The organism is Jeotgalibacillus marinus (assembly GCF_040801915.1).
GTDB classification, from domain to species: domain Bacteria; phylum Bacillota; class Bacilli; order Bacillales; family Jeotgalibacillaceae; genus Jeotgalibacillus; species Jeotgalibacillus marinus.
Map to the genome: position 1 here is coordinate 353,529 of NZ_JBFMIA010000001.1, position 24,041 is coordinate 377,569.

Genomic DNA, 24,041 nt, shown 5'->3' on the forward strand with positions numbered 1-24,041 from the left:
AGTACGGATGTAAAGCTATTGTGACATTTTCGTTAAAAAACATCTTAAAAGTCGACACAATTCGAAAGAAAGAGAGCCCCCTTGTGGGACTCTCTTACCAAATTAGTATTCCATAAGTGTAAGTATATCATATCCTTCTAATTTGTCACGTCCATCTAGGTACGTAAGTTCAATTAAAAAGGCAATTCCAGCAACAACGCCACCTAATTCTTCGACAAGCTTGATCGTTGCTTCAATTGTTCCACCTGTAGCGAGTAGATCATCTGTAATCATCACCCGTTGTCCCGGTTTGATTGCATCTCTGTGAATCGTTAATACGTCTTTTCCGTATTCTAACCCGTAATCAACTTTCACCGTTTCACGTGGTAGCTTTCCTTCTTTACGAACAGGTGCAAAACCTACCCCAAGCGCGTATGCTACTGGGCAGCCAATAATAAATCCACGTGCTTCTGGTCCAACAATTAAATCAATATCTTTGTCTTTAGCATATTCAACAATTTGATCAGTGGCATAACGGTAAGCATCTCCGTTATCCATGAGAGTTGTAATGTCTTTAAATCGAATGCCTTCCTTTGGCCAGTTTTCAACGATGGTTATATATTGCTTTAAATCCATACCTTTTCCTCCTCAAGTCGCTCCGACCATTCTGCATGCTGTTCAAACCATGCTTTCAGCTGCTGAAAAGACGAATATAACAAATCCTGCTCCATTTTAACCAATCGTTCTTTCGATTGATAAGTAGGAGAATGGGATAAATCACGTTTTTGAACGTTCTCGTTTACCGTAATCACTCCATCGTTTATTGTAACAAAATTTAGATCAAAAAACACCTTTGACATGAAATTTATCGTTTCTCGTGTCCACCCTTTGTGATTGGCTAACGCATCTCCATTTTTACGGATGTCAAATTCATTGCGTTTTTTTAAAAAACCATAGTACCAGCCGAAATGTTCACGTGATGGCACCGTGTGAAAGAACTGTGGATTTTCCTGATAAAAGTGGGCATAAATTCGACTTGGTTTGCCATTTTTAATCAACGTTACCAACACTTCTTCTTCATTTGGCAAATCTAGCAGAACAATGTGTTTTTCATCTATAGAATAAGTCTGTGCTTGTTCTACGGTTGAAATGAATGTAATCTCATTTGACGCAACGATTTCGTTAAATTTCCGAACCGTTTTTTCATCGAAAGCAATAAGGTGTCGTTCACTTGGTAATGTCGACAACCACCTCTCAGGTTGGACAATTCCCCTCACGTCGAATAACTGCCACTGACTTACTTTTATATCTTGTACAAAAATTTGCGGTTTCCTTGTATTATTCCATTCATTGATCGACAGCTCGCCAATCACATCAACTTTTGCAAGCGGTGACACATGATCTGCAAGCTCTCCTAAGCCAAAAGCAATTCCGTCGATTGCCGACTGGTCTCTTTGAAGAGTCATCTTTAAATGGTTTTGATTGGTACCAATTTTACGGATTGAAGCAACAGATGACTGTTCTATTAAAACTTTTGGTTTTGGATTTTTCATTCCAAATGGAGCAAGAGTCCTTACCTGACTAATCATATTTAAATCAATTTCATCTAAAGATGTAATCGTATCAATCGAAGTAATCGGAATAAAATCTTCTGACGATAGTTTTTTTGCTTGTTCGTTTAAACGAGAGCGTAACTCTTCTACATTTTCAATCAATAACGTCATGCCAGCCGCCATTGGGTGACCGCCAAAATGAGGTAGTAATTCTCGGTTTTGAGAAAGCTCTTCAAACATATTAAAACCCGAAATGCTTCGCGCGGATCCTTTTGCTTTTCCTGTTACTGGATCAAGACAAAGCATGATGACCGGCCGATAATAGCGATCTACTAAACGTGAAGCAACGATTCCAACGACGCCTGGATTCCATCCTTCTTTTGCCACAACAAGAACACGGTTTTCATCTAACGGATAAAAGGATTCCACTAGTTCAATTGCTTCTTCTGTGATCGTACTAACGATGGCTTGCCGTTCTTTATTGATTGCGTCGATTTCCATTGCGAGCGCTTCAGCTTCTTCCGCGTCTTTTGACATCAATAGCTCTACTGCTGGATCGGCGTCAGACAAGCGACCAACTGCATTTAACCTTGGACCAATAACAAAGCCTACTGATTCTTCATCAAGTTCAGCTACATTTGAACCGGCAATTTTGCAAAGAGCTTGGATGCCTTTCCGATTGGATTGTCGCAGTACTTGGAGACCTTTTTTTACAAGAAGACGATTTTCTCCTTGTAGGGCAACGAGATCCGCAATTGTGCCAATAGCCACAAGATCAAGTAAGTGAACAGGCGGTTCCCCTAGCAATGCATGTGCAAGTTTAAAAGCAACACCCACCCCAGCAAGCTCCTTAAATGGATAGTTTCCTTGTGGATGGTTTGGATGAATAATCACGAAAGCGTCAGGTAATAGTGGTCCTGGTTCGTGGTGATCGGTAACGATAAGATCCACTCCAAGTTCCTTTAAAACGGAAGCTTCATGGACCCCTGACACGCCATTATCTACTGTAATAATAAGAGTAGTCCCTTGATCAGCAGCAAAACGGAACGCTGCTTCATTTGGCCCGTATCCTTCCGAGAAGCGATTCGGTATATAAAAATCGACATTCGCACCAAGCTCTTGTAAAGCGCTCAGCATAACGGAAGTACTCGTCACACCATCGGCATCATAATCACCATATACGAGAATCATTTCGTCTTCTTCAATTGCACGTTTGATTCGATCTACAGCTTGTTGCATACCAAGTAACTCAAAAGGATTATGAAACTCCTGATTTTCTATGTGTAAAAAAGAACGCGCTTCCTCTACATCAATTATTCCACGTTGAACAAGTAGCCTTGCTACAACAGTTGGTAGATTGAGTGCATTTGAAAGTAATTGAACGGTATCTTCATTGACCGGCTGGATTTTCCAGCGTGTTTTTGAATGTAACATCTCTTCACCTCTTTTGCGATTCTCATTATACAGGAGCAAATCAATGTATTCAATGACACCGTAAACATAAAAAAGCTATGCACATGTTCTTATCCATCGCAATTTTGTTTATTCAGGTGATGATGGTTTCCCTGTTGAATCAGGAGCTGTTTTTCGTGTTGACAATGGCCTATGCTCACTAACCAGCGATTGGGCTAACTGCTGGTTAAGATTTTCGTTTTCAACTTCAAGATGTTTTATCTTTCGCTGTGTAACAAACAAGCGAAACAGACCTACAGATCCAATAATTAACCCTCCCATTAAAACAGATCCTAAAATAACTAAAATTAGCGGGAGTTCGACCTGTGCAAAAGCAAAATTCACAATTACAGGATTCACATTGATAACAGCAAAAATCGCAACAATAAGAGCAAAAATAATCCCCATAATCAGTGCCCATTGGAATCTCATAGAATCCCCCCTTTTCCTAAAGAAACCTTTATCAAAAACTTAAGTCTATAGTTATTGTTTACCCTTCACTATAATTTAATCCTCTACAAGATGCAGAAAACCGTCATCGTAACGATGACGGTTTTTTCATATTAGACAGTTATACGACTGGTTCGTCTGTCCATTCTTTTTTCTCTTTATACGTTACAATTGATCCTTTTCTTTTCAGTTCACGTTTTTTCAGTATATACCATAGCTGGGCGGCGATAAAGACAGAAGAATACGTTCCCGCAATTAAACCAATCAACAAAGCAATTGAGAAGTTTAATATTGAGGAAGAACCAAAAATGATCATTGCTGCTACTACGAACACAACAGTTAGAACGGTATTCACCGAGCGACCTAACGTTTGGCGCAATGATTTGTTAACAATCAACGCGATTTGTTCTTTCGTTTCAATCAACTTCATCTTACGCATATTCTCTCTAATTCGGTCAAATGTCACGATCGTGTCATTGATCGAATAACCGATAACCGTTAAGACCGCAGCAATAAATGTAATATCAACTTCGAGTCGTAACATACTAAACACTGCAATAATAAAGAACGCATCATGTACGAGGGCAATCACTGACGAAAGTGCCATTGACCACTCAAAGCGAATCGTTACATACAATATAATACCTATGGAAGCAATCGCGACTGCCATCAGTGCATTTTTCGCCAACTCTTCACCTATGATTGGATCCACAGTTGATATGTTTGGCTCAGCTCCATATTTATCAGAGAAATACGTTTTTATTTCAGCGATTTCCTCTTGATTAAGTGACTCCGTGAATCTAGCAACACCAATTTCTTGGCTTTCACCGGAGACAAGAACGTTATTAGCGGACAAACCGATCGATTCTAAATCTTCATGTATGACTTCTTCAGTCAGCGAAGTATCTGCCAACACTTCCATTCGTGTCCCACTTGTAAAGTCAATACCAAGGTTTAAGCGGAAAAGAAGTAAGAATGAAAGTCCAACTACGATTAACGCTGCTGAAAGTACGAAGAATTTCTTACGACTAGACACGAAGTCAAAACGATCAAACTTAGTCGGTAAATCTAATGAATCCACTCCTTCTGAATAATTATTGATTTCAGAAGCTTTTACACCAAACCAACCTTTTCGTTTGTCCAAGAATTTACTTCTAACCCATAGGCTCATAAAGAGTCGTGTACCAAATACAGCTGTGATAAAGCTTACGACAATACTGATTAAGAGCATGGTTGCAAACCCTTTTACAGAGCTTGTACCAAAGATAAATAACACAATCCCTGCAAGCATGGTTGTAATATTCGCATCAAAAATGGTCCATAAAGACGACTTGTTTCCTGCTTCGTATGCTTCACGTACAGGCTTTCCAACCTTTAATTCTTCTTTAATCCGTTCATAGGTAATAATATTGGCATCAACTGCCATACCAACCCCTAGAATCAAGGCTGCTATACCCGGTAATGTCAGCACACCATTTAACCAATCAAATATCAGTAAAACTAAGTAGATGTAAATGGATAATGTTGCAACTCCAATGATACCTGGGAGGCGGTAGATAGCAATCATAAATAAGAAGATCAATGAAATACCAATGATACCTGCTTTAATCGTTTGATCCATTGCCATAAGACCAAATGAAGCCCCTACGGAAGTAGAGTACACTTCTTCGAGTTCAACAGGTAAAGCACCTGCATTTAATAAATCAGCCAGCGTTTGCGCTTCTTCAATCGTAAATCCACCTTCAATAATGGATTCACCTGTCAAAACTTGATGAACGCTTGGAGCTGAAATAAATTTAGGTTCTTCTTTTAGCATTTCTTCTTGATATGAATCACCTTCCTCATAATCAAGCCAGATGACCAACTTATTATTTGGTGGACCCATATCTAAAACTTGTTGAGTAACTTCCCCAAACTTACTACCATCTTTCGACACGAACTTCACGATTGGTTGGTTGGTGTTACCGTCAAAAGTTTGACTAGAACCACCTTCAACAAGATCCGCTCCACTCATAAGTTCGTTATCGTTAACATCACGAAATGTTAACTTCGCTTCAGTCGATAAAATCTCACGAGCTTGATTTTGATCTTCTACCCCCGCAAGTTGAACACGAATTCGATCTTTGTTTTCAACTTGAATGACAGGCTCACTCACACCTAGCACATTGACGCGTCGGTCTAATGCCTGAGCTGTATCCGCTACGACAGCAGGTGTAATTTCCTGTCCTTCTTCAGCAGGTTTTACCTGATATAAAACTTCAAAGCCACCTTGAAGATCGAGTCCAAGTTTAATGTTTCCTAAAATTGATTGGGACGTCATTCCCATTGCACCTGCAATTAAGACAATCAAAAGAAAAAAGGTGACTAACCGACTACGCTTTACCATTATGTATACATCCTCTCTGCTGTTTAAAAGCAACAATGGCTCAAATCAGCCTTAAAAAGCATAAGACATGCTTTATCAGTTGGTGTCTAACCTACTAATTAGCTTATTGATGGTCTAAAAAGAACTGGACACTGATACAATGCTATTTTCCATGTAGTAGCAATTTTAACTCTTCTTCATTCAATTTTAAATTGAGTGGCGCTGCCTTATATTCGATTCGTGTCGTATAGTTCATAAAATCGCCTGGTTTAATTGATAAAATATCATTCACGACAACATGTAATCTGAACTCTCCTTCACTATTTATCCACTTTTTGTGAACTAAATAGTCCCACAATCCTTCGATTGTAACTGTATCATAACCATATAAGTGAAGCTCTTGCTCTTTACTTTTTAAAGCAGGACCTAAATTGTTAATTATTTCTTGAAGAGAGGTGTTTTTGTTCATTTTTTTCCCCCTAGGTTCGGACAAACTTTATATTTCCGTCATAGGTTGTCCAATGACATGCATATGGTTAATTATACCGAAAAAAGTTTGTTTTGAGAAGGTGGAGTGTTAATTGTCTACTTTTATTAAAGGAACCCTTATATTAATCTTCGCCGCAATGCTGACGAAAGTGCTGGGAATGGTGCAACGAATACTCCTTGCACGAATGGTAGGCGAAGAAGGGGTTGGCCTCTATATGATGACTTTTCCAACTTTGATGCTTGTCATCACAATCACCCAACTTGGACTTCCTATCGCAATCTCAAAATATGTATCGGAAGCAACAGCTAAAAAAGAAGAACGAGTTGTGCAGAGGATATTGGCGGTCTCCCTTTTAATAACGGGATCACTTGCATTGACTTTTACTCCAATTATGTTTGCGATCGCTCCTTACTTAACTTCTACTTTATTTGCAGACGATCGTACACTTTGGCCATTCATTGCCATTCTTCCCATTATTCCAATTGCAGCTTTCTCGGCTGTTTTACGTGGTTACTTTCAAGGCAAACAACAGATGGGTGTTACAGCTGTAGGTCAAATTATTGAACAGCTTGTAAGACTTGCCTTACTATACATATTAGTTGGGGCAATGCTGCCCATGGGGATTGAATTTGCAGCTGCAGGAGCGATGTTTGCTACGGTCGGCGGAGAATTATTATCACTCGCCTATCTTTATTTTCACTTTATCCGAGCAAGAAAACGTTTAACCACCCAAACAGTTCTTTCTAAGCCTCTCCCTAGTCGTTCATCAACTGCCAAGCAATTGTTAACAATCGCTTTACCTTCAACAGGCAGTCGAATGATCGGGTCTATCGCATGGTTTTTAGAACCGATTATCGTCATGAAATGTTTAACAATTGTTGGATTAACAGCAGCAATGGCAACGAAGGAGTACGGCATGCTAACTGGATTCGTGTTACCTCTCCTCCTGTTGCCTTCTTTTATAACGGTCTCGTTAAGTACAACATTGGTACCTGCCATTAGTGAAGCAAAAGCAAAAAAGCAGTTTACAACAGTGGAACACCGGATCCAACAAGCTTTACGTATATCACTTGTTACAGGAGGGTTGTTCTCCATCATTTTACTAACGCATGGCTCTTATTTAATGCAAGCACTATACAATTCTTCAAATGGTCAACAGCTTTTAGGTTTCATGTCTGTTTTATCTATTTTTTTCTATTATCAAGGACCGTTACACGCCGTTCTTCAAGCGTACGAAGCAGCTGGGGCAGCAATGATCAACAGTTTAATCGGTACTGCCATAAAGTTGGTTGTCATGACTGTGTTAATGCTTCAGCCTGGCTTTGGTATAAGTGGAGCGGCGATTGGAATAATGGTCGGTTTCATTGTCGTTACACTGCTGCACTTCTTAACGATGCTAAAGCTTGTACCAATCAAGGTACCATATAGTCAATATGGCTTGGTGGCGTTGATTATGGTATCCATGTTTGTTTTACAAAGAACAGTTTTCCCATCACTATTGCCAACATATTTAAACCATCCTCTTGTTACGATGCTGTTACTCACGATCTGCTACGTATTTTTAGGTAGAATTTCCAATGTCATTAAACGTGAAGATTGGGATTTCTTTTCAAAATGGCGTCACTCGTCTTGATGTTTGGTATTACCACTTATAAACCATCGACCATTTTCATATGAACAAAAGAAAATATCAGCTACATCAGAATAACCGTTTTCTACCATCTCATATTTTAGCCATTCTTCATTTTTTTTGATTCTTGCTAAATGATCAAATTGAATTTTACCGTCCATGATAAGAGGCAATGACAACTCTCCTTCATCACGACCCCTTTTAAGTACCGTTAGCGTGCCCGAAGGTTCCAAAATAGCAAATTCAACGTCTTGTAAATCAAAAATATCTTTTTCACGAAGTTGCTGTATTAAATCATCAATGTTGTAGCGATTACGGTTCATTTCTCGTTTCATAAGTTTTCCATGTCGAACTAATACTGATGGGGTACCGTCCATCAAATCTCTAAACGGCTTATATTTAAGTGAAACCCACGATAGGAGTATTTGTAAGCTCATCAAAAGCATCATTGGAATCACAGCTTTAAACAATTCTATATACGGATCTTCAATCGCAAATACTGCTACTTCACCAATCATCATAAAAACAATGAGATCGAGCAAGCTTAATTCACCCACTTCTCGTTTTCCCATCATACGAAAAATGAGCAAGATGAGTCCATATAAGGTCAATGTTCGCAACCCAATCAAGATGTACTCTTCAAGCAATTCACTCATCCCTTTCGATTATTTTATCAGTTGTAGTATGGTCAGTTTCACATAGCACTACACAAAAATCATACGCTAGGAGGAATATTATGACGACCTGGGTACAAATTGGGAAAGGGATTACATATGGGATCGTGGTCATTGCCTCAAGCATTTTAAGCATTTCTATCGTTATAGCGACACTACTTGCTTTTACATCTTTAAAAGAATTAGAAATGGCAACTTGGCTAAATGGTGCAATGTTTGTGGTTGTGCTAGCAGGTGCGATTGTGGGTGGAGCAGTTTCAAAAAAGAAAGGTTTGCTAGTTGGTGCTGCCATTGGACTTTTGATGGTAGGATTGTCACTATATTTAACCGCTCAAGGAACGCTTTGGACTTCCTCACTGATCCAAGGGTCACTGACCTTCTTCATCGCCATTGTTGGAGGAGTTGCTGGAGTTAATCTATTTGGTGAGACACGTGAAGATACTTAAATAAATAATTATATAAAAAGCTGCCGAGAGGATCTCGACAGCTTTTTATGTATGGACAACATGTTCCGGTACTACATTACACCTTGTTGTTTCTCAACCACTTCACGTACTGCGTTGCGGTCGTATGTTTGACGGTTACCATCTCCACACTTCAAGATGACTTGCCCTTCGTCAATTGCATCAATGATTGCATGAAGGCCACCAATGGTTACCACTTTGTCGCCTTTTGCAAGGCTAGATTGCATTTCCACTATTTTCTTTTGACGTTTTTGTTGTGGACGAATCAAAAATAAGTACATCAACCCAAACATCAAGATAAGTGGTAATAAGGTAATTAACGTTTCCATATTGCTCTAACTCCTCCTTCCTGCCGTTCAATCTATTAAAAGTTTTTTGCATTCGGTTGATTGAAACCGTATTGTTCAAAAAACTCTTCCCGGAAATCTCCAAGACGATCTTCTTTAATCGCCTGGCGAACTTGCCCCATTAAGTTTATCAGAAAATGTAGGTTATGATAAGTAGTAAGTCGAATTCCGTACGTTTCTTCACATTTAATTAAATGGCGAATGTACGCGCGACTATAATTCTTACATACGTGGCAATCACAATTCGGATCAATCGGGCCAAAGTCCCGTGCATATTTTGCATTTTTAACGACAAGACGCCCTTGGCTTGTCATCAAGGTACCATTGCGTGCAATACGTGTTGGCAATACACAGTCGAACATATCGATTCCGCGTATCGCTCCATCAATAAGTGAATCCGGTGAGCCTACCCCCATCAAATAGCGTGGCTTGTCAGTCGGCAGCCATGGTGTTGTAAATTCAAGCACACGGTTCATCACATCTTTCGGTTCGCCAACAGACAATCCCCCAACAGCATAGCCCGGGAAATCCATTGACACAAGATCCTCTGCACTTTGTTTACGTAATGCTTCATATTCTCCACCCTGTACAATACCAAATAGCCCTTGATCATGTGGTCGTTCGTGAGCAGTTAAGCATCGCTCTGCCCAACGAGTTGTACGTTCTACAGAATCTCTCATGTACTTCTCTTCCGCTGGATAAGGTGGACATTCATCAAACGCCATCATGATGTCAGACCCAAGCGCATTTTGAATTTCCATTGCTTTTTCAGGACTCAAAAAGAGCTTATCTCCATTAATATGGTTTCTAAAATGGACACCTTCTTCTTTAATATCACGGAATTTACTTAATGAAAAAACTTGGAATCCACCAGAATCGGTTAAAATCGGCTTGTCCCAGTTCATAAATTTGTGTAATCCACCCGCTTCTTTAATAATGTCATGTCCTGGACGTAGCCATAAATGATAGGTGTTACTCAATATAATGCCTGCTCCAAGCTGTGTTAAATCCTCAGGTGACATCGTTTTAACCGTTGCCATCGTCCCAACCGGCATAAATGTTGGTGTTTCAAATGATCCGTGTGGCGTATGGACGATCCCAAGACGCGCACCTGTTTGTTTGCATGTTTTAATATGTTCGTAGCGAATTGCACTCACGTGACTTTCTCCCTTCTATTTGATTAACATCGCATCGCCAAAGCTGAAGAAGCGATAACGTTCTTTCACAGCTTCTTCGTATGCAGCAAGAGTTGCTTCTCTTCCTGCCATTGCGCTTACGAGCATAATCAGTGTTGACTTTGGCAAATGAAAATTTGTAAGTAACGCATCCACTGCTTTAAACGTGTAGCCTGGGTAAATGAAGATATCCGTCCAACCGCTCGCTGGCTGGAACTTCCCTTGATTATCAACAATGGTTTCAAGCGTCCGCGTTGACGTTGTACCGACCGTGATAATTCTCCCACCGCTTGCTTTTACAGCATTTAATTTTTGCGCGGTTTCATCGTTTAATCGGTAAAACTCACGATGCATATCGTGCTCTTCAATTGAGTCAACCGATACTGGTCTAAACGTACCGAGACCGACGTGTAACGTAATAAAAGCAATCTCTACACCTTTTTGGCGCAGTTGATCAAGCAACTCTTTCGTAAAATGAAGACCAGCTGTTGGAGCCGCCGCTGACCCTCGTTCTTTCGCAAAAACGGTTTGATAGCGATCCTGATCATCGAGTTTTTCTTTTATATAAGGTGGTAGCGGCATATCACCAAGTTCATCAAGCAGTTCATAAAAAATGCCACTATACGAAAACTCCATGATTCTTGAACCTTGTTCACCAATCCCCACACACGTTGCTCTTAATAATCCCTCTCCAAAAACGACAGCCGTGCCAACCTTCAACCGCTTTGCTGGCTTAACAAGCGTTTCCCATTGATCTCCCTCAAGCTGCTTCAACAACAAGAGCTCGATCGCTGCACCAGTACCTTCTTTTACTCCAATCAAACGAGCTGGCAATACTTTTGTATCATTTAACACAAGGCAATCGCCTTCGTGCAAATAATCAAGAATACCAAGAAACGATCGATGTGAAAAATCCCCACTTTCTTTATCCAGTACCAACAAACGACTTGATGTTCGATCTTCTAATGGAATTTGTGCGATTAGCTCTTCTGGTAACGCAAAATTAAAATCCTCTATGTTCATTTTTTTCATCCTAACTATTAATTTACAAAAACATGATTAGCGGTAGCGGTTAATTAAGAAAAAAACTCCTGTCAAAATCACGCTAACGATAATCGATGTCACAATCGGAAAGTACATGGTCATATTTTCTCGTTTAATTACAATGTCACCTGGTAATTTACCAAGCTTTATAAACTGCATGACAAATCCTAAGATCACTAGGACCGCTCCTACTAACATAATCGTTTTAGGAAGTGTCATTGTGGCACCTCAAGCTTGAAGTGCTGATATACAAGATCGGTTACGACTCGTCCTCTTGGTGTGCGTTGTAAAAATCCGATTTGAAGCAAATACGGCTCATACACATCTTCAATTGTAGACGATTCTTCTCCAATGCTTGCTGCAATCGTATCGAGGCCCACAGGTCCTCCTCTAAAACGTTCAATAATCCCTGTTAATAATTTATGGTCAATATGATCAAGACCTAATCGATCAACTTGTAAAAGTTCTAGTGATTCTTGTGCGATAGCAAACGTGATTGTACCATCTGCTTTGACCTGTGCATAGTCCCGCACGCGTCTCAACAAGCGATTTGCAATACGAGGCGTACCACGAGAGCGTCTCGCAATCTCGAGTGCTCCTTGGTCATCTATCCCTGTTTGAAAAATATCCGCTGTACGACGAACGATTTCGATTAAATGACCTTCTTCATAGTATTCTAAACGACTTAATACACCAAAGCGATCACGTAAAGGAGCTGAGATCGCACCCGCTCGTGTCGTCGCTCCAACAAGTGTAAATGGAGGTAAATCAAGTCGAACAGACCTTGCACTCGGCCCTTTACCAATAACGATGTCCAAGCAAAAATCTTCCATCGCAGGATACAATACTTCTTCAATTGCTCGAGGCAGGCGATGAATCTCATCGATAAAGAGTACATCTCCAGGTTCAAGCGCTGTTAAAATAGCAGCAAGGTCTCCCGGTCGTTCAATTGCTGGTCCTGAAGTCGTCCTTAAATTCACACCCATCTCATTTGCTATAACAGCAGCAAGCGTCGTTTTCCCTAAACCCGGTGGACCGTATAGGAGCACGTGGTCTAATGTCTCTTGACGATTTCTCGCCGCTTCTATAAAAATGGCTAAATTGTTTTTTACATTATCCTGACCGATGTACGTTTCAAGTAGTTGTGGGCGCAACGACTGCTCAAGTGAGTGTTCTTCTGTGCTTTCTGTGTCACTGGAAACAATTCGTTCTTCCATACGATCCCCCCTTGCTATCTAGCTTTATCATTGAAGCTTAAGCATGAGCTGAAGCCCTTTTTTAATATACTGATCCGTTGTTAGTGATTCCTTGAATAAGCTAGGTTCTACTTTTTTCAGTTCTCGATCCGAATAGCCAAGCGCCTTTAACGCCAACAGGGCCTCTTCTAATTTAGGGTTATCAGTTGATTTAGCACGGTCTGGATCTGCAAAAAGGTTCGGAAAAAAATCTGGTACTACGTCTTGAAGTTTTCCTTTTAAATCTAAGATCATTTGACGTGCGGTTTTCTTCCCTACTCCAGGGAACTTTGTTAGGAACGTGTCGTTTTCATTTTCAATCGCCTGAATAACCTGTTCAGGTGCTCCTGAAGCTAAAATGGCGAGAGCTCCTTTTGGGCCTATCCCGGAAACATTCAACAACTTCATAAACAAAAGCTTTTCCTCCATCGTTGGAAAACCAAAAAGGGTTAGCTGGTCTTCACGCACGTGTTGATACGTAAACACCTGTACATGCTGCCCTTGCTTTGACGTCATAACAAAAGGGTTTGGCATAAAAAGCTGATAACCCAAACCATGATGGTCTACGACAATATATTCTGTTGAAATGAGTGCAACCTCACCTTTTATGTATTCATACATTATGCCTTCTTCCTTTCAAGTCCATTCTTCATTGTATCACATTTTCAACGTAAAAATCGGAACAGTTTATAGGGTCACGAAACGTTTGTTCTTATTTTAGCAGATTTTATCTAGGACTTCAGCAAAAAAGAAAAACAACCGCGGTGAGGTCGGTTGTTATGGTGAGAACTTACTATAGCCACTTAAGGTTGTTAACGGCGACAACTCTTTCACTTGTGAGCGGAAAATGACTTTTCCCTCTGACATATCAACTAGGTGCCACATTTCATACTTTCCCCAAAGGTCTTCCATCGCCACAACTTCCTCAGATCGAACTTCAACCGCTTTTTCACCATCTTCATAAATCGTTTCAAGTGTAATGTCGATCATATGGTAATCACTTGCATTTGAAGTTATCGTGGGACTCAGTATGAAAGTCATCATAAAGAAAGTAATGATCAATTTGCCAGTCATACGGGTCTGTATATTCATATAGCCCACCTCCTTTAAGAGTAGTGTGCTATATGAACCAGTTGTTTATTCTACTTACAATACTTCTTTTGACTGTTTCGTTACTTTTGTCATCATTTCTTTTAAAGACTCCATGTTGTCGTGTTCCCATTTTTCATCATATCCGGATCGCAAACCATTATCTACTCCTTGAGCAATCGATAGGTCGCTTTATCTTTTGACACATAAACATCGTAACCATCATCCACTTGTTCCTGTAGCATGTAAATTATATCTTCTTCGACTGATTCTTCTTTGAATGGGTAACCGCAGCTGCAATGTCTTTTTCATGCACAATGACTTTCACATATTGAACACCTTTTATTTGGGCTATCCCCTCTGCTAAATGATCTGAGAACTTCCCTTGATGTATCTCATTTTTGGCTTCTGATTCATTGATCATTTTGGACCCCTTTATCATCATCCGCTGAACAGCCGTAACATAATGTGATCGTACAGAGTAAGACGGTTATTTTTTCCCTCTAAGCTTTTGTGTTTACCCTGTGAGGAATGATGCTTATTCATTCAGTTGTGTTCAACTAAACATTTCCCATAGACTTTTGCATGGTATTTTACATCACGTGATTTCTTCTCCCATTACAATAAAAAAGAAGACGAGAATCCTCGCCTCCAATAGACCTCATTAAGATTCATCCTCTTCATCATACCTTGGCATTCCTTGACCCATTCCTGGATTTCCTGGATAGCCGTATGGTTGGTTCGTTCCTTGATTCCTAAACATCCCTGGTGGAAATTGGCCCATTCCTTGGTCTCCATACATTCCTGGTGGCATTTGACCCATTCCCTGGTCTCCATACATTCCTGGTGGCATTTGACCCATTCCTTGGTCTCCATACATTCCTGGTGGCATTTGACCCATTCCCTGGTCTCCATACATTCCTGGTGGCATTTGACCCATTCCTTGGTCTCCATACATTCCTGGTGGCATTTGACCCATTCCTTGGTCTCCATACATTCCTGGTGGCATTTGACCCATTCCTTGGTCTCCATACATTCCTGGTGGCATTTGCCACATTCCTTGGTCTCCATACATTCCTTGCGGGTATTGGTTCATATTCGGATATTCTCCCATATATCCGTTTGGCATTCCTGGATATCCCTGTGGTTGCATCATAGGATCCTTGGGAAGATTATTGTCAGGCATCATATGCTCTCCTTGAACTTGTGGCTGTTGCATATGCATTGGATTGGGATACTGACACTGACACTGAAAGCCATCTCCAGGCATAATTGGCGAAATTGGATAGCACATTCCGTGGTGTACCATTTGAGGCATTTCTACTTCTTTTTCAACTTCTTTTTCAACTTCTTTTATTTCTTCTTTAACTTCCTTTACTTCCTCTACTAGTTCTTTAGGAGGCATCACTGGCATCGGGAATTGAGGCACTTGGTATTGCGGCTGCTCTTGCTGTTGCATTTGTGCTTGTAATAGCTGCACATTGTAGGTTTGGTGAATATCTACTTCAGGCTGCATCATAATCGGTTTTTGCTGTGGTATAACTGGCTGATAGTCCATTGGTGGTGCGTGTGGTTTTTTCTCTGAAAAAGGATGCTGAACAACGGATTCCTTAACGATCACTTCTTTTTTCCCTGCACTATGATATGGAATTTTGATTTTCATCCCTGGCATTATCATATCTGGATTCGAAAGCTGTGTATTTATTGCTTTCAACTCCTCAAACGATACATTGTATTTTTTTGCAATATTCCACAACGTATCGCCTTTTTGAACAACATGAATTTTCACTTATTTCCCTCCTCCATAGATCATTCCTTATATCTTATGAATAACAATGATATTTGCCACGATTTTTTGTAACAAAAGCGGAAGCGGCCCTTTCAGGTTCAGCCACAAATGGGAAACAATGTGGTACAATTACGTCAAATCAAATGCAAGAGAGGACGAAACAACACATGTCAAGGGATCGAAAAATCAATGGGGAAAAAAGAAGGCAAAACATTCTACATACGCTTAGAGACTCCCAAAGTCCAATTACGGGCAACGAACTTGCACAACAAATGAATGTAAGTCGTCAAGTAATTGTCAGTGATGTCACGCTGCTAAAAGCTAAGCAAGAGCCTATTTTAGCAACAAGCCAAGGTTACCTCTACATGCCTTCAAACCCAACTACGAAAGTGAGCAGAAAGATTGTCTGTCGCCACACACCGGAACAATCAGAGCAAGAGATGACCATGATCGTTCAAGAAGGCGCAACAATCAAAAACGTATCTATCGAACACCCTGTATATGGAGACTTAACCGCATCTTTGATGGTTCATTCCATAAATGACGTCAATGACTTTATTCAAAAAATTAAGAGTACTGAATCATCATTCTTGTCCGAACTAACAGCTGGCGTTCACCTTCATGAGATTGAAGCTGATAAAGAATCCATTTTACAACGAGTCGAGGAGAAATTATTTCATGCAGGAATATTAGTAAAAGACTAAAAAAAGCATTCGCCGAATCCTAGTGATTTGGGTGAATGCTTTTTTATTTAAAAACTAGAGCGTTGGGACAGAATGCTTTTGATAGCTTCCTAATACCTTTACTGTACAGCCTAGTGCCTCGAGTTCATCAATGGCACCTCTCATCAACACACCGTCCATTGATTGCTCAACATCAATAATAAAGAAATAATTGCCTAAACCTGTTTTAAGCGGTCGAGATTCGATTTTACTTAAGCTCAATTGACGCCAAGAAAAAGCAGATAGCACTTGATGCAACGCACCCGCTCGATCATCAGAAGGTAATGTTACCATTAATGTTGACTTGTGTGATGCGCCTGTTAGTTCAAGATGATCAGTAGCTGCCGTACAAGAAAGTACGACAAAACGAGTATGATTAAAATGAAAATCATGAATGTTCTCTTCCACTATCTTTAATCCATACGTTTTCGCTGCAAGTGAGTTACCGATTGCCGCAACATTTTCTTCAGGATGCTCGTTTACATAATGAGCAGCAGCTGCTGTCGATGTTGATGGTTCCAGTATTCGTCCTCTAAATCGGTAATACAAATATTTGTGACATTGCGCTAGTGCGTGAGAATGGGACATGATTTTTGTCACTTCTTCCCAGCGCGATTCATTTACTGGATGTACCATTAAGTGTTGTTCAATGGGCGACACAAGCTCCGCGGTAATGTATACATCCACATCATGAAATAAATAATCAACTGTGATCGGAACAGAACCCTCAAGCGCATTTTCTAACGGAACTACCGCCCGATCAACCTGCATAGCTGTTAAAGCTTCGAGGCAATCAGGGATCGTCGCAAACGGCACAAGGTCATCTTTCGGAAAAGCTTTTTTCACTGCATGATGAGTAAACGATGCTTCAGGACCTAAATAAGCAATTTTCATCTTATCACCTTTCTTACCTTGACTCTATATTATGCGCCAGAACCGAGTATTTCCACTCTTTCAACAAATTCAAGCCGTTTTAGCTTCGACATCATTTCATCAAGTGGCACACTCATATCCGTTACATTGAGCGACAAGGTCACGTTCGCTCTTCCTTGTAGCGGAATGGTTTGGTGAATCGTTAAGATATTACAATGGCAAGACGCCGTAAGCCCAAGTAACTGGGATAAGGTACCTGAACGATCTTCTAGATAGAAAAAGAGCGTAATGATACTCTCCTTTACCACAGTATGAAATGGAAAAACCGTATCACGATATTTGTAAAAAGCACTTCGACTTAGATCAACTTGTCTTACTGCTTCCCAAACCGAGTCGGCTTTTCCCCGCTCCAACAACTCTTTAGCATCAAGCGTTTTTTTCATGGCTTCAGGAAGTATGTCTTCCCTCACTAAGAAAAATTTTTCATCTAGTCGATTTTTTGTCACCTTACTTCCTCCCATTTGCCTGAACCAATCCGTTAATCAACAAAATCAAATTCAAACTCCACAATTTTAACCGTATCACCATTCTCCGCCCCACGTTCACGAAGTGCGTCATCAACTCCCATAGCGCGCAACTGACGAGCAAACCTGCGAATTGATTCTTCACGGCTGAAGTCCGTCATCTTGAATAGACGTTCAATTGAATCACCTGTAATTACGAAGCTACCATCTGATTCACGTGTGATCTCAAAACTTTCTTGAACACCTTCATGCTTGTATAGAACACGATTGATCGTTTCATCAACTTCATCTTCTTGGAGTGGGAATTCTGGTGTTTTTTCAATTAGGTCAGCGACCGTATATAAAAGATCTTTTAACCCTTGTCTTGAGATGGCTGAGATTGGGAATACACGTACTTCTTCGCCCACTTTTTCACGGAACGTTTTCAAGTTTTCTTCTGACTCGGGCATGTCCATTTTATTTGCAACCACTACTTGTGGTCGCTCTGTTAGGCGTAAGTTATATTCTTTAAGCTCATTGTTGATCGTCACGTAATCCTCATATGGATCGCGTCCTTCAATGGCTGACATATCCACCACATGAACAATCACACGTGTACGTTCGATATGGCGTAAAAACTGATGTCCTAAACCAACTCCGGTATGAGCACCTTCAATTAAACCTGGTAGATCAGCCATAACAAAGCTTCTGCTATCATCTGTTTCAACCATTCCTAAATTCGGTGCAATTGTTGTAAAGTGATATTCAGCAATTTTCGGCTTGGCTGATGACACAACGGATAGTAAGGTTGATTTACCTACACTAGGAAAACCCACTAAACCAACATCAGCTAAAAGCTTAAGCTCCATGACTACTTCACGCTCTTGCCCAGGCTCCCCTTTTTCAGAAAGTTCAGGCGCTGGGTTTGCAGGTGTAGCGAATCGAGAGTTTCCTCTTCCTCCACGGCCACCTTTAGCGATAACCGCCTGCTGTCCATGTTCTGTTAAGTCAGCAATCACTTCACCCGATACCTCATCTTTAACAACTGTGCCCGGTGGAACTTTTACGATCATGTGATCTGCACCACGACCGTGTTGATTTTTCGACATACCATTTTCACCTTTTGGTGCTTTAAAATGGCGTTGGTAACGGAAATCCATAAGGGTTCTTAAACCTTCTTCGACGATAAAAATAACGCTTGCACCTTTACCACCGTCCCCACCAGCCGGACCACCTTTTGGTACATATTTTTCACGACGAAAGGCAACCAAGCCATCCCCGCCGTCGCCACCTTTTACATAAATCTTGACCTGATCAACAAACATGTGTGATCCTCCTAATTTTTCTCTATCAATCCTGCTGTTCAAGCGTAAATGTTGCTACTACTATGAACTCAGTTTTTGATGAAACCTCCCATTCAAGCTCCGGTCCACCTAAATCTGACATTAGATCTTCTGGAGCACTCGATAAAGGGTGACCATCATATTCTAGCGTGATTTGAATAGAAGATTTTTCTTGGTCTACTTTAAAGAATAAGTATAATTCGTTATTCACCTCATCCGGCACAGACTTTTCAATTTTGTCCACTACTTTTTTTGTCCATTCAAAAATTGTTGTGTCCATCTCTTGAGGAATCTGTCCTTCATTCAGTAGTTCATATTTGACAAATAAGCGCGCAGAACGGTTCCAATTATACGTTAAAAGCCATTCTGAAAATCTAGGGACGCCAAGTGAAGAAAGTTGTGCTTCTTGACGCACTTCAATAATAATCTCTTCAATCACTTTTTTCGCACGATCAATATTCGATAATTCTATGTTTCCTTTAATCACTTGCAACCGATTCATCCAGTCGTGTCGACTATGCTGAAGCAGCTCAAGTGATCGAATCGAATTCTTCATCGGCACCCTCCTATTTAACATGACTTATCTTTTACAAATATCATGTAACTTAGTATAGCAAAAACACAAAAATTACGCGCAAAAAAAGACAAAAAAGAAAACTCCAACCGAAAACGGTCAGAGTTTCTTATACCTTACGCTTCCTGTACTACAGGATAGACGCTGACTTTTTTCTTATCACGGCCAACACGCTCGAAACGAACGACGCCGTCTGCTTTAGCGAAAAGAGTGTCATCTCCTCCGCGACCTACGTTAGCACCAGGGTAAATCTTAGTTCCACGCTGACGGTAAAGGATTGAACCACCTGAAACGAACTGTCCATCCGCACGCTTAGCACCTAAACGCTTAGAACGTGAATCACGACCATTCTTAGTAGAACCTACTCCCTTTTTCGATGCGAAAAATTGAAGATCTAATCTCAACATATACTCCACCTCCTACTTATTTGAAGGTTATTTTAATGAATTGCCCATAATCTTGTTCAATCGTTTGCAACGATACAACCATTCCTTCTAGCAACAACTGAGCACGCTGATCTTCAGCTTCTTCAATTGTCTGGGGAAGATCAATTCGTAAAAAACCTCCAGTAGATGCCTGATTAATGACCGGTTCAATCGATGTAAGTGTCATTAAAGCATTCACAGTTCCGAAAGATACCGCTGATGCTCCAGCACAAACTAGATCCTTACCGTGTTCATCATAATCAGCATGTCCATCCATTTGAAAAGCTTGTATACGTTCGTTGCCGTCTCGTTCTATGATCACTCGTATCATATCATCCAACCTTAAGCGTTGATTTTACCAATCACGACTTTCGTGTATGGCTGACGATGACCTAACTTACGGTGGTTATTCTTTTTAGCTTTGTATTTGAAAACAGTAATTTTCTTAGCACGGCCCTGTTTTTCAACAGTACCAGCAACAGTAGCACCTTCCACCAATGGGCTTCCGACTTTCACGTCACTTCCGCCTACGAATAATACTTTATCAAATGTTACATCAGCTCCAGCTTCAGCGTCTAATTTTTCAATATAAACGGTTTGGCCTTCTGTAACCTTGATTTGTTTTCCGCCAGTTTCAATAATTGCGTACATCTCCCTTGCACCTCCTCAATTCACTCAGACTCGCCATGTAACAGGTGACCATTTGGCACTTAAACCTGCAATGCGCGGTTGTAGCACGGGTGCTACAAACAGTAACATAAAAATACTATCATAAATAAAACGATTGTGTCAATGCAATTCAATGATTCTCTTAATAATTAAGCTAAGTGATGGATAGCATAATAAGGATGAGTGTGGTCGACGATTGTCCATTCAATTTTGAATCCCAATGATTGCTCGAGCATTTCCCCAAACGAGCCTTCTTCTCCTTTAAATAATCGAATGACATTTTTCGTTGCTTGTACGTGAACAACTTCTTCAATTGATCGACGTTTTTCAAACAGTTCTCTTTCTAAGCGATACGCCATTGACTCTGGAGATAAAACGATCCCTTTTCCGTCACAAACAGGGCAGCGTATAGACAACGATTCATCTAGTGATGGTCTCGTTTTTTTCCTAGTTAATTGAAACAAGCTAAGGGCTGTGAAACCAATGACTTCAACATGTTTGTGGTCTTTTACAACCCGTTTTTTGATGATCTTTTCAATGTGATTGCGATCATCCAAGAACTCCATATTAATAAAATCAATCACGATAATACCGCTGATGTCACGGAGCTTGAGCTGATGTAGGATTTCAGTAGCGGCACGTTCATTGATCGTTCGAATCGATTGTCTGGCGTCACCTTGATTGGCTTGCTTTCCTGAATTGACATCAATAACTGTAAGCGCTTCTGTCGCTTCGATCACGATGGAAATTCCTCCATCCATCCACACGACTTTTTTCATCGCTTTTTCTTCAGCATTCCAAAATTGATGGAAGTCAAAGATATTTTGATCATTTAAAATGAGTTCACAATCCCACATTAGATCTTTTCTACGAGACAAAAATTGATCAATCTCGCTCTTTGTATCGGGATCATCAACAACTATCTTTCCACTTTCTTTTTCAAGCAATTGCTCAACACTAACCATAAAGGAAGAACGCTCAATTATTGGAAAGGTTGACTTTGTTTGTGATGAAAATTTCTTTTCCCACGCAGAAAATGTGGATCTGAGTTCATTTAGCTCGTATTCAAGTTGATCTGTTGAACAACTCTTTGCCTCGGTTCGAATGATTATTCCTTCACGATCGATTAATTTGTGAGTTGCCCACGATTTTAATTCATCTCGCTTTGCAACCTCGTCAATTTTTTTAGATACAGTTACGATTTCACCATACGGAAAAAACACAAAGTTCGTCGCTGTACATTCAATGTTTGCTGTTAATACAGCTCCTTTTGTACGGGATTCATCCTTTTTCACTTGTACCATGATTCGCTGACCTTGATGTAAGAAGGAACCAATTCCCATTTCATATTTTGATCCTGGTACTTCATTCAATGAAAGGTATCCGTTTTTTCCTTTATCAAATGACACAAACGCTGCGTTTAGCGATGGTTTAATACTTTCAACTACACCACTATAAATATTGCCTACCTTTGATTGATCAGTTGGCTGATGCACTTCAAGCCTCTGTACCTTATTTCCTTCAGAAAACAACCATCTTTTCTCACGTTCCCTGGCATTTATGATCATGATTTTTTCCATATCTTTCTTCACCTTCTCCTGCCGATCTCTTTTTAGTAGTATAGCATGATTAGCTTTTCAGTAAGACCGATACAGGTTGGTTTGGTGATCCATTCGTAAAATAATGATGGATTAGTGCTTGATCTGGAAGCATAGCGATCGTTCTGACATTTTCTTTTATTAAAATCATGTCAGGTTGTCCTTTTTTTAATCCTTTTAAAATCATGTCAATCGTCTCGTTTTTTTGCACGACACTCACTCTCGGATTCGTTTGTGGTACATTGTTTTTCCAGCGTTCAAGCCAAAATTGCCGCTGCAAAATCCTGCGATGTCGCCACTGTGAGTAGCAGGCAATCGAAACGTAAACCAAAAGAAGAATAAGTTGAAGGTTAAAAGAGAAAAACCATAATGCTAAACCGATTGTTAAAATAAGACCTACTGCACTTAATACCAAAGATTGTTTAACCGCTTGAGCAAACGGGCTTATTTTCGCCAAAAGTAAAAACATGAGCCGTCCACCATCAAGAGGCCATAAAGGAAGAAGATTAAAGCATAATAGCTGCAAATTTAGTTGCATAAATAAAGAATAATAAGTCCAATCACGCAAATAAACAAAGGCAAGACCACCCAATACCACATGTTGAAATGGGCCACTTAAAACCACAATGACTTCTTGTGAAAATGGGCGATCAAGAACACCTTTTATTTCTAGTTTCCCTCCAAAAGGTAGCAGGGTGACTTTTTGGATATCCCACTTGAACCAAAGAGCTGCGAGGATATGTCCCCCTTCATGAATCATAATGATCGACATTAAAAGAAAAAAAGACGTAAACTGCCCAGTCATAAATGAGATTCCTGCTAGCACCCATGTCAGTGGATGAATCGCAAAAATTATTTTTTTTCTATTCTTCATGCTCTGAAATTAGCAAGGAAGGATCTAAAAACCCCTGCTCATCGCGCACCGCAAAAACAAATCCTTCATCATTTAATACTTGTCCAATTGCTTCCCCTCGATTGACGCGATCAAATGAACGTAGTGCACCAGGTAATATGTTTTGGTAGATTGATTGTCGTTTGTCAGAGTGTTGAATCACAACGACCTGTTCATCATTTCGTTCACCAACAAACAACACGATACCGGATTCAGCTGAATAAACAAGTTCTCCTTTAGCTGCAGTAATCAAGAGCTGATCACCTTGATTAGTCACTGTAGAATTACCAAGTGACAGAACAGGTGATGCATACAAGACGTCGGATGTATAAACAGTTGATGTGGTGCTTGTCTCTCCAAATCCCACATATTTCCCCCATTCCTCGTACATTGATGCAAATGAGAAAGAAGAATTCACTAATTTCACGAATGGTTCTTTAATACCTTGAGGCAGTGTATCCGGATGGTTCTGTATCCATAAGCAAATGGCAACAATAACAATGGAGACCGCTGATTTAACGATCAGCTTATTGACTATGGAAATAGATTGTGACGTTGGTGGTGACACGGTAGACCCATTAGACCCTCTACCCTTTCGAATTTCTTCGGCTTTTTTTTGGATTAATGAAGGCTCCCTCATCTTGTTCACTCCTATTCCCCACGATTACTTGTTATTAAGGTATGGTCAAAGGTAGGGGAATATGAA

28 protein-coding genes and 1 other annotated feature are annotated in these 24,041 nt (G+C 40.3%); of the genes, 3 read left to right on the plus strand and 25 right to left on the minus strand.

All coding sequences use genetic code 11. From position 1 onward, the window contains the following. Positions 1–102: 102 nt before the first annotated feature. From AB1471_RS01855 to AB1471_RS01875, 5 genes are all read right to left on the minus strand, one after another. Entirely contained in the window at positions 103–615 is a 513-nt protein-coding gene (locus AB1471_RS01855; protein ID WP_367777838.1) for an adenine phosphoribosyltransferase, read from the minus strand. Further along, positions 606–2,966, minus strand: a complete 2,361-nt coding sequence (gene recJ / locus AB1471_RS01860) for a single-stranded-DNA-specific exonuclease RecJ (RefSeq protein ID WP_367777839.1) — start codon at positions 2,964–2,966, stop codon at positions 606–608. Before recJ ends, AB1471_RS01855 begins: the two co-directional genes overlap by 10 nt. Positions 2,967–3,074: 108 nt before the next feature. Next, positions 3,075–3,416, minus strand: a complete 342-nt coding sequence (locus AB1471_RS01865) for a LapA family protein (RefSeq protein ID WP_367777840.1) — start codon at positions 3,414–3,416, stop codon at positions 3,075–3,077. A 139-nt stretch (positions 3,417–3,555) separates the two neighbouring features. Next, on the minus strand, positions 3,556–5,820 hold the full coding sequence (secDF, locus tag AB1471_RS01870; RefSeq protein WP_367777841.1) for a protein translocase subunit SecDF: 2,265 nt from the start codon (positions 5,818–5,820) through the stop codon (positions 3,556–3,558). 142 nt (positions 5,821–5,962) lie between these two features. Beyond that, positions 5,963–6,268: a post-transcriptional regulator gene (locus tag AB1471_RS01875; RefSeq protein ID WP_367777842.1), complete on the minus strand. Its 306-nt coding sequence runs from the start codon at positions 6,266–6,268 to the stop codon at positions 5,963–5,965. Between the two features lie 112 nt (positions 6,269–6,380). Between AB1471_RS01875 and spoVB the strand changes: the two genes are divergently transcribed. Continuing rightward, positions 6,381–7,922: a stage V sporulation protein B gene (spoVB, locus tag AB1471_RS01880; protein WP_367777843.1), complete on the plus strand. Its 1,542-nt coding sequence runs from the start codon at positions 6,381–6,383 to the stop codon at positions 7,920–7,922. Here spoVB and AB1471_RS01885 read toward each other — a convergent pair. Further along, positions 7,910–8,566: a DUF421 domain-containing protein gene (locus tag AB1471_RS01885; protein WP_367777844.1), complete on the minus strand. Its 657-nt coding sequence runs from the start codon at positions 8,564–8,566 to the stop codon at positions 7,910–7,912. The two genes, spoVB and AB1471_RS01885, sit on opposite strands and share 13 nt — an antisense overlap. Before the next feature lie 89 nt (positions 8,567–8,655). Between AB1471_RS01885 and AB1471_RS01890 the strand changes: the two genes are divergently transcribed. Then, entirely contained in the window at positions 8,656–9,039 is a 384-nt protein-coding gene (locus tag AB1471_RS01890; RefSeq protein ID WP_367777846.1) for a TIGR04086 family membrane protein, read from the plus strand. Positions 9,040–9,110: 71 nt separating this feature from the next. Here the strand turns inward: AB1471_RS01890 and yajC are convergent, their stop codons facing one another. The 9 genes from yajC to safA all read right to left on the minus strand — a co-directional run bounded on the left by yajC (position 9,111) and on the right by safA (position 15,736). Beyond that, positions 9,111–9,386 (minus strand): preprotein translocase subunit YajC, encoded by a 276-nt coding sequence (yajC, locus tag AB1471_RS01895; protein ID WP_367777847.1) that lies wholly within the window; start codon positions 9,384–9,386, stop codon positions 9,111–9,113. A gap of 35 nt (positions 9,387–9,421) precedes the next feature. Continuing rightward, positions 9,422–10,561: a tRNA guanosine(34) transglycosylase Tgt gene (tgt, locus tag AB1471_RS01900; protein ID WP_367777848.1), complete on the minus strand. Its 1,140-nt coding sequence runs from the start codon at positions 10,559–10,561 to the stop codon at positions 9,422–9,424. A gap of 15 nt (positions 10,562–10,576) precedes the next feature. Further along, a complete protein-coding gene (queA, locus tag AB1471_RS01905; RefSeq protein WP_367777849.1) occupies positions 10,577–11,602 on the minus strand; it encodes a tRNA preQ1(34) S-adenosylmethionine ribosyltransferase-isomerase QueA in 1,026 nt (341 codons plus the stop codon). Positions 11,603–11,638: 36 nt separating this feature from the next. After that, a complete protein-coding gene (locus AB1471_RS01910) occupies positions 11,639–11,842 on the minus strand; it encodes a DUF2905 domain-containing protein (protein ID WP_367777850.1) in 204 nt (67 codons plus the stop codon). Further along, a complete protein-coding gene (ruvB, locus tag AB1471_RS01915; RefSeq protein ID WP_367777851.1) occupies positions 11,839–12,840 on the minus strand; it encodes a Holliday junction branch migration DNA helicase RuvB in 1,002 nt (333 codons plus the stop codon). Before ruvB ends, AB1471_RS01910 begins: the two co-directional genes overlap by 4 nt. A 27-nt stretch (positions 12,841–12,867) precedes the next feature. Continuing rightward, positions 12,868–13,479 (minus strand): Holliday junction branch migration protein RuvA, encoded by a 612-nt coding sequence (gene ruvA / locus AB1471_RS01920; protein WP_367777852.1) that lies wholly within the window; start codon positions 13,477–13,479, stop codon positions 12,868–12,870. A gap of 156 nt (positions 13,480–13,635) precedes the next feature. Next, complete coding sequence (locus AB1471_RS01925; RefSeq protein WP_367777853.1) at positions 13,636–13,950, minus strand: BofC N-terminal domain-containing protein; 315 nt, start codon at positions 13,948–13,950, stop codon at positions 13,636–13,638. A gap of 247 nt (positions 13,951–14,197) precedes the next feature. Next, positions 14,198–14,371, minus strand: coding sequence for a hypothetical protein (locus tag AB1471_RS01930; protein WP_367777855.1), 174 nt, complete (start codon positions 14,369–14,371; stop codon positions 14,198–14,200). A 240-nt stretch (positions 14,372–14,611) separates the two neighbouring features. Next, positions 14,612–15,736, minus strand: coding sequence for a SafA/ExsA family spore coat assembly protein (safA, locus tag AB1471_RS01935; RefSeq protein ID WP_367777856.1), 1,125 nt, complete (start codon positions 15,734–15,736; stop codon positions 14,612–14,614). 167 nt (positions 15,737–15,903) lie between these two features. On the opposite strand from safA, the gene AB1471_RS01940 reads away from it, so the two are divergent. Next, on the plus strand, positions 15,904–16,440 hold the full coding sequence (locus AB1471_RS01940) for a transcription repressor NadR (RefSeq protein WP_367777857.1): 537 nt from the start codon (positions 15,904–15,906) through the stop codon (positions 16,438–16,440). Positions 16,441–16,494: 54 nt separating this feature from the next. On the opposite strand, the gene pheA is transcribed toward AB1471_RS01940, so the two are convergent. The 10 genes from pheA to AB1471_RS01990 all read right to left on the minus strand — a co-directional run bounded on the left by pheA (position 16,495) and on the right by AB1471_RS01990 (position 23,975). Next, a complete protein-coding gene (pheA, locus tag AB1471_RS01945; RefSeq protein ID WP_367777858.1) occupies positions 16,495–17,352 on the minus strand; it encodes a prephenate dehydratase in 858 nt (285 codons plus the stop codon). A 29-nt stretch (positions 17,353–17,381) separates the two neighbouring features. Next, positions 17,382–17,837 (minus strand): ACT domain-containing protein, encoded by a 456-nt coding sequence (locus AB1471_RS01950; RefSeq protein WP_367777859.1) that lies wholly within the window; start codon positions 17,835–17,837, stop codon positions 17,382–17,384. 32 nt (positions 17,838–17,869) lie between these two features. After that, positions 17,870–19,159 carry a GTPase ObgE gene (gene obgE, locus AB1471_RS01955; RefSeq protein WP_367777861.1) on the minus strand — a complete coding sequence of 430 codons (1,290 nt, stop codon included), beginning with the start codon at positions 19,157–19,159 and terminating at the stop codon, positions 17,870–17,872. 25 nt (positions 19,160–19,184) lie between these two features. Further along, complete coding sequence (locus tag AB1471_RS01960; protein ID WP_367777862.1) at positions 19,185–19,733, minus strand: Spo0B domain-containing protein; 549 nt, start codon at positions 19,731–19,733, stop codon at positions 19,185–19,187. A 134-nt stretch (positions 19,734–19,867) separates the two neighbouring features. After that, entirely contained in the window at positions 19,868–20,158 is a 291-nt protein-coding gene (gene rpmA / locus AB1471_RS01965) for a 50S ribosomal protein L27 (protein WP_367777863.1), read from the minus strand. A 16-nt stretch (positions 20,159–20,174) separates the two neighbouring features. Next, positions 20,175–20,507, minus strand: a complete 333-nt coding sequence (locus AB1471_RS01970) for a ribosomal-processing cysteine protease Prp (protein WP_367777864.1) — start codon at positions 20,505–20,507, stop codon at positions 20,175–20,177. An 11-nt stretch (positions 20,508–20,518) separates the two neighbouring features. Next, positions 20,519–20,827 carry a 50S ribosomal protein L21 gene (rplU, locus tag AB1471_RS01975; protein ID WP_367777865.1) on the minus strand — a complete coding sequence of 103 codons (309 nt, stop codon included), beginning with the start codon at positions 20,825–20,827 and terminating at the stop codon, positions 20,519–20,521. Positions 20,828–20,843: 16 nt separating this feature from the next. Next, positions 20,844–20,917 (minus strand) — a sequence feature (ribosomal protein L21 leader region). Positions 20,918–20,994: 77 nt separating this feature from the next. Next, the gene (locus AB1471_RS01980) at positions 20,995–22,425 is read right to left on the minus strand and encodes a ribonuclease E/G (protein WP_367777866.1); all 1,431 of its coding nucleotides are present in this window, start codon (positions 22,423–22,425) and stop codon (positions 20,995–20,997) included. Between the two features lie 49 nt (positions 22,426–22,474). Then, positions 22,475–23,317 carry a site-2 protease family protein gene (locus tag AB1471_RS01985; RefSeq protein ID WP_367777867.1) on the minus strand — a complete coding sequence of 281 codons (843 nt, stop codon included), beginning with the start codon at positions 23,315–23,317 and terminating at the stop codon, positions 22,475–22,477. Next, positions 23,307–23,975 carry a peptidoglycan DD-metalloendopeptidase family protein gene (locus tag AB1471_RS01990; protein WP_367777868.1) on the minus strand — a complete coding sequence of 223 codons (669 nt, stop codon included), beginning with the start codon at positions 23,973–23,975 and terminating at the stop codon, positions 23,307–23,309. Before AB1471_RS01990 ends, AB1471_RS01985 begins: the two co-directional genes overlap by 11 nt. Between the last annotated feature and the right edge of the window lie 66 nt (positions 23,976–24,041).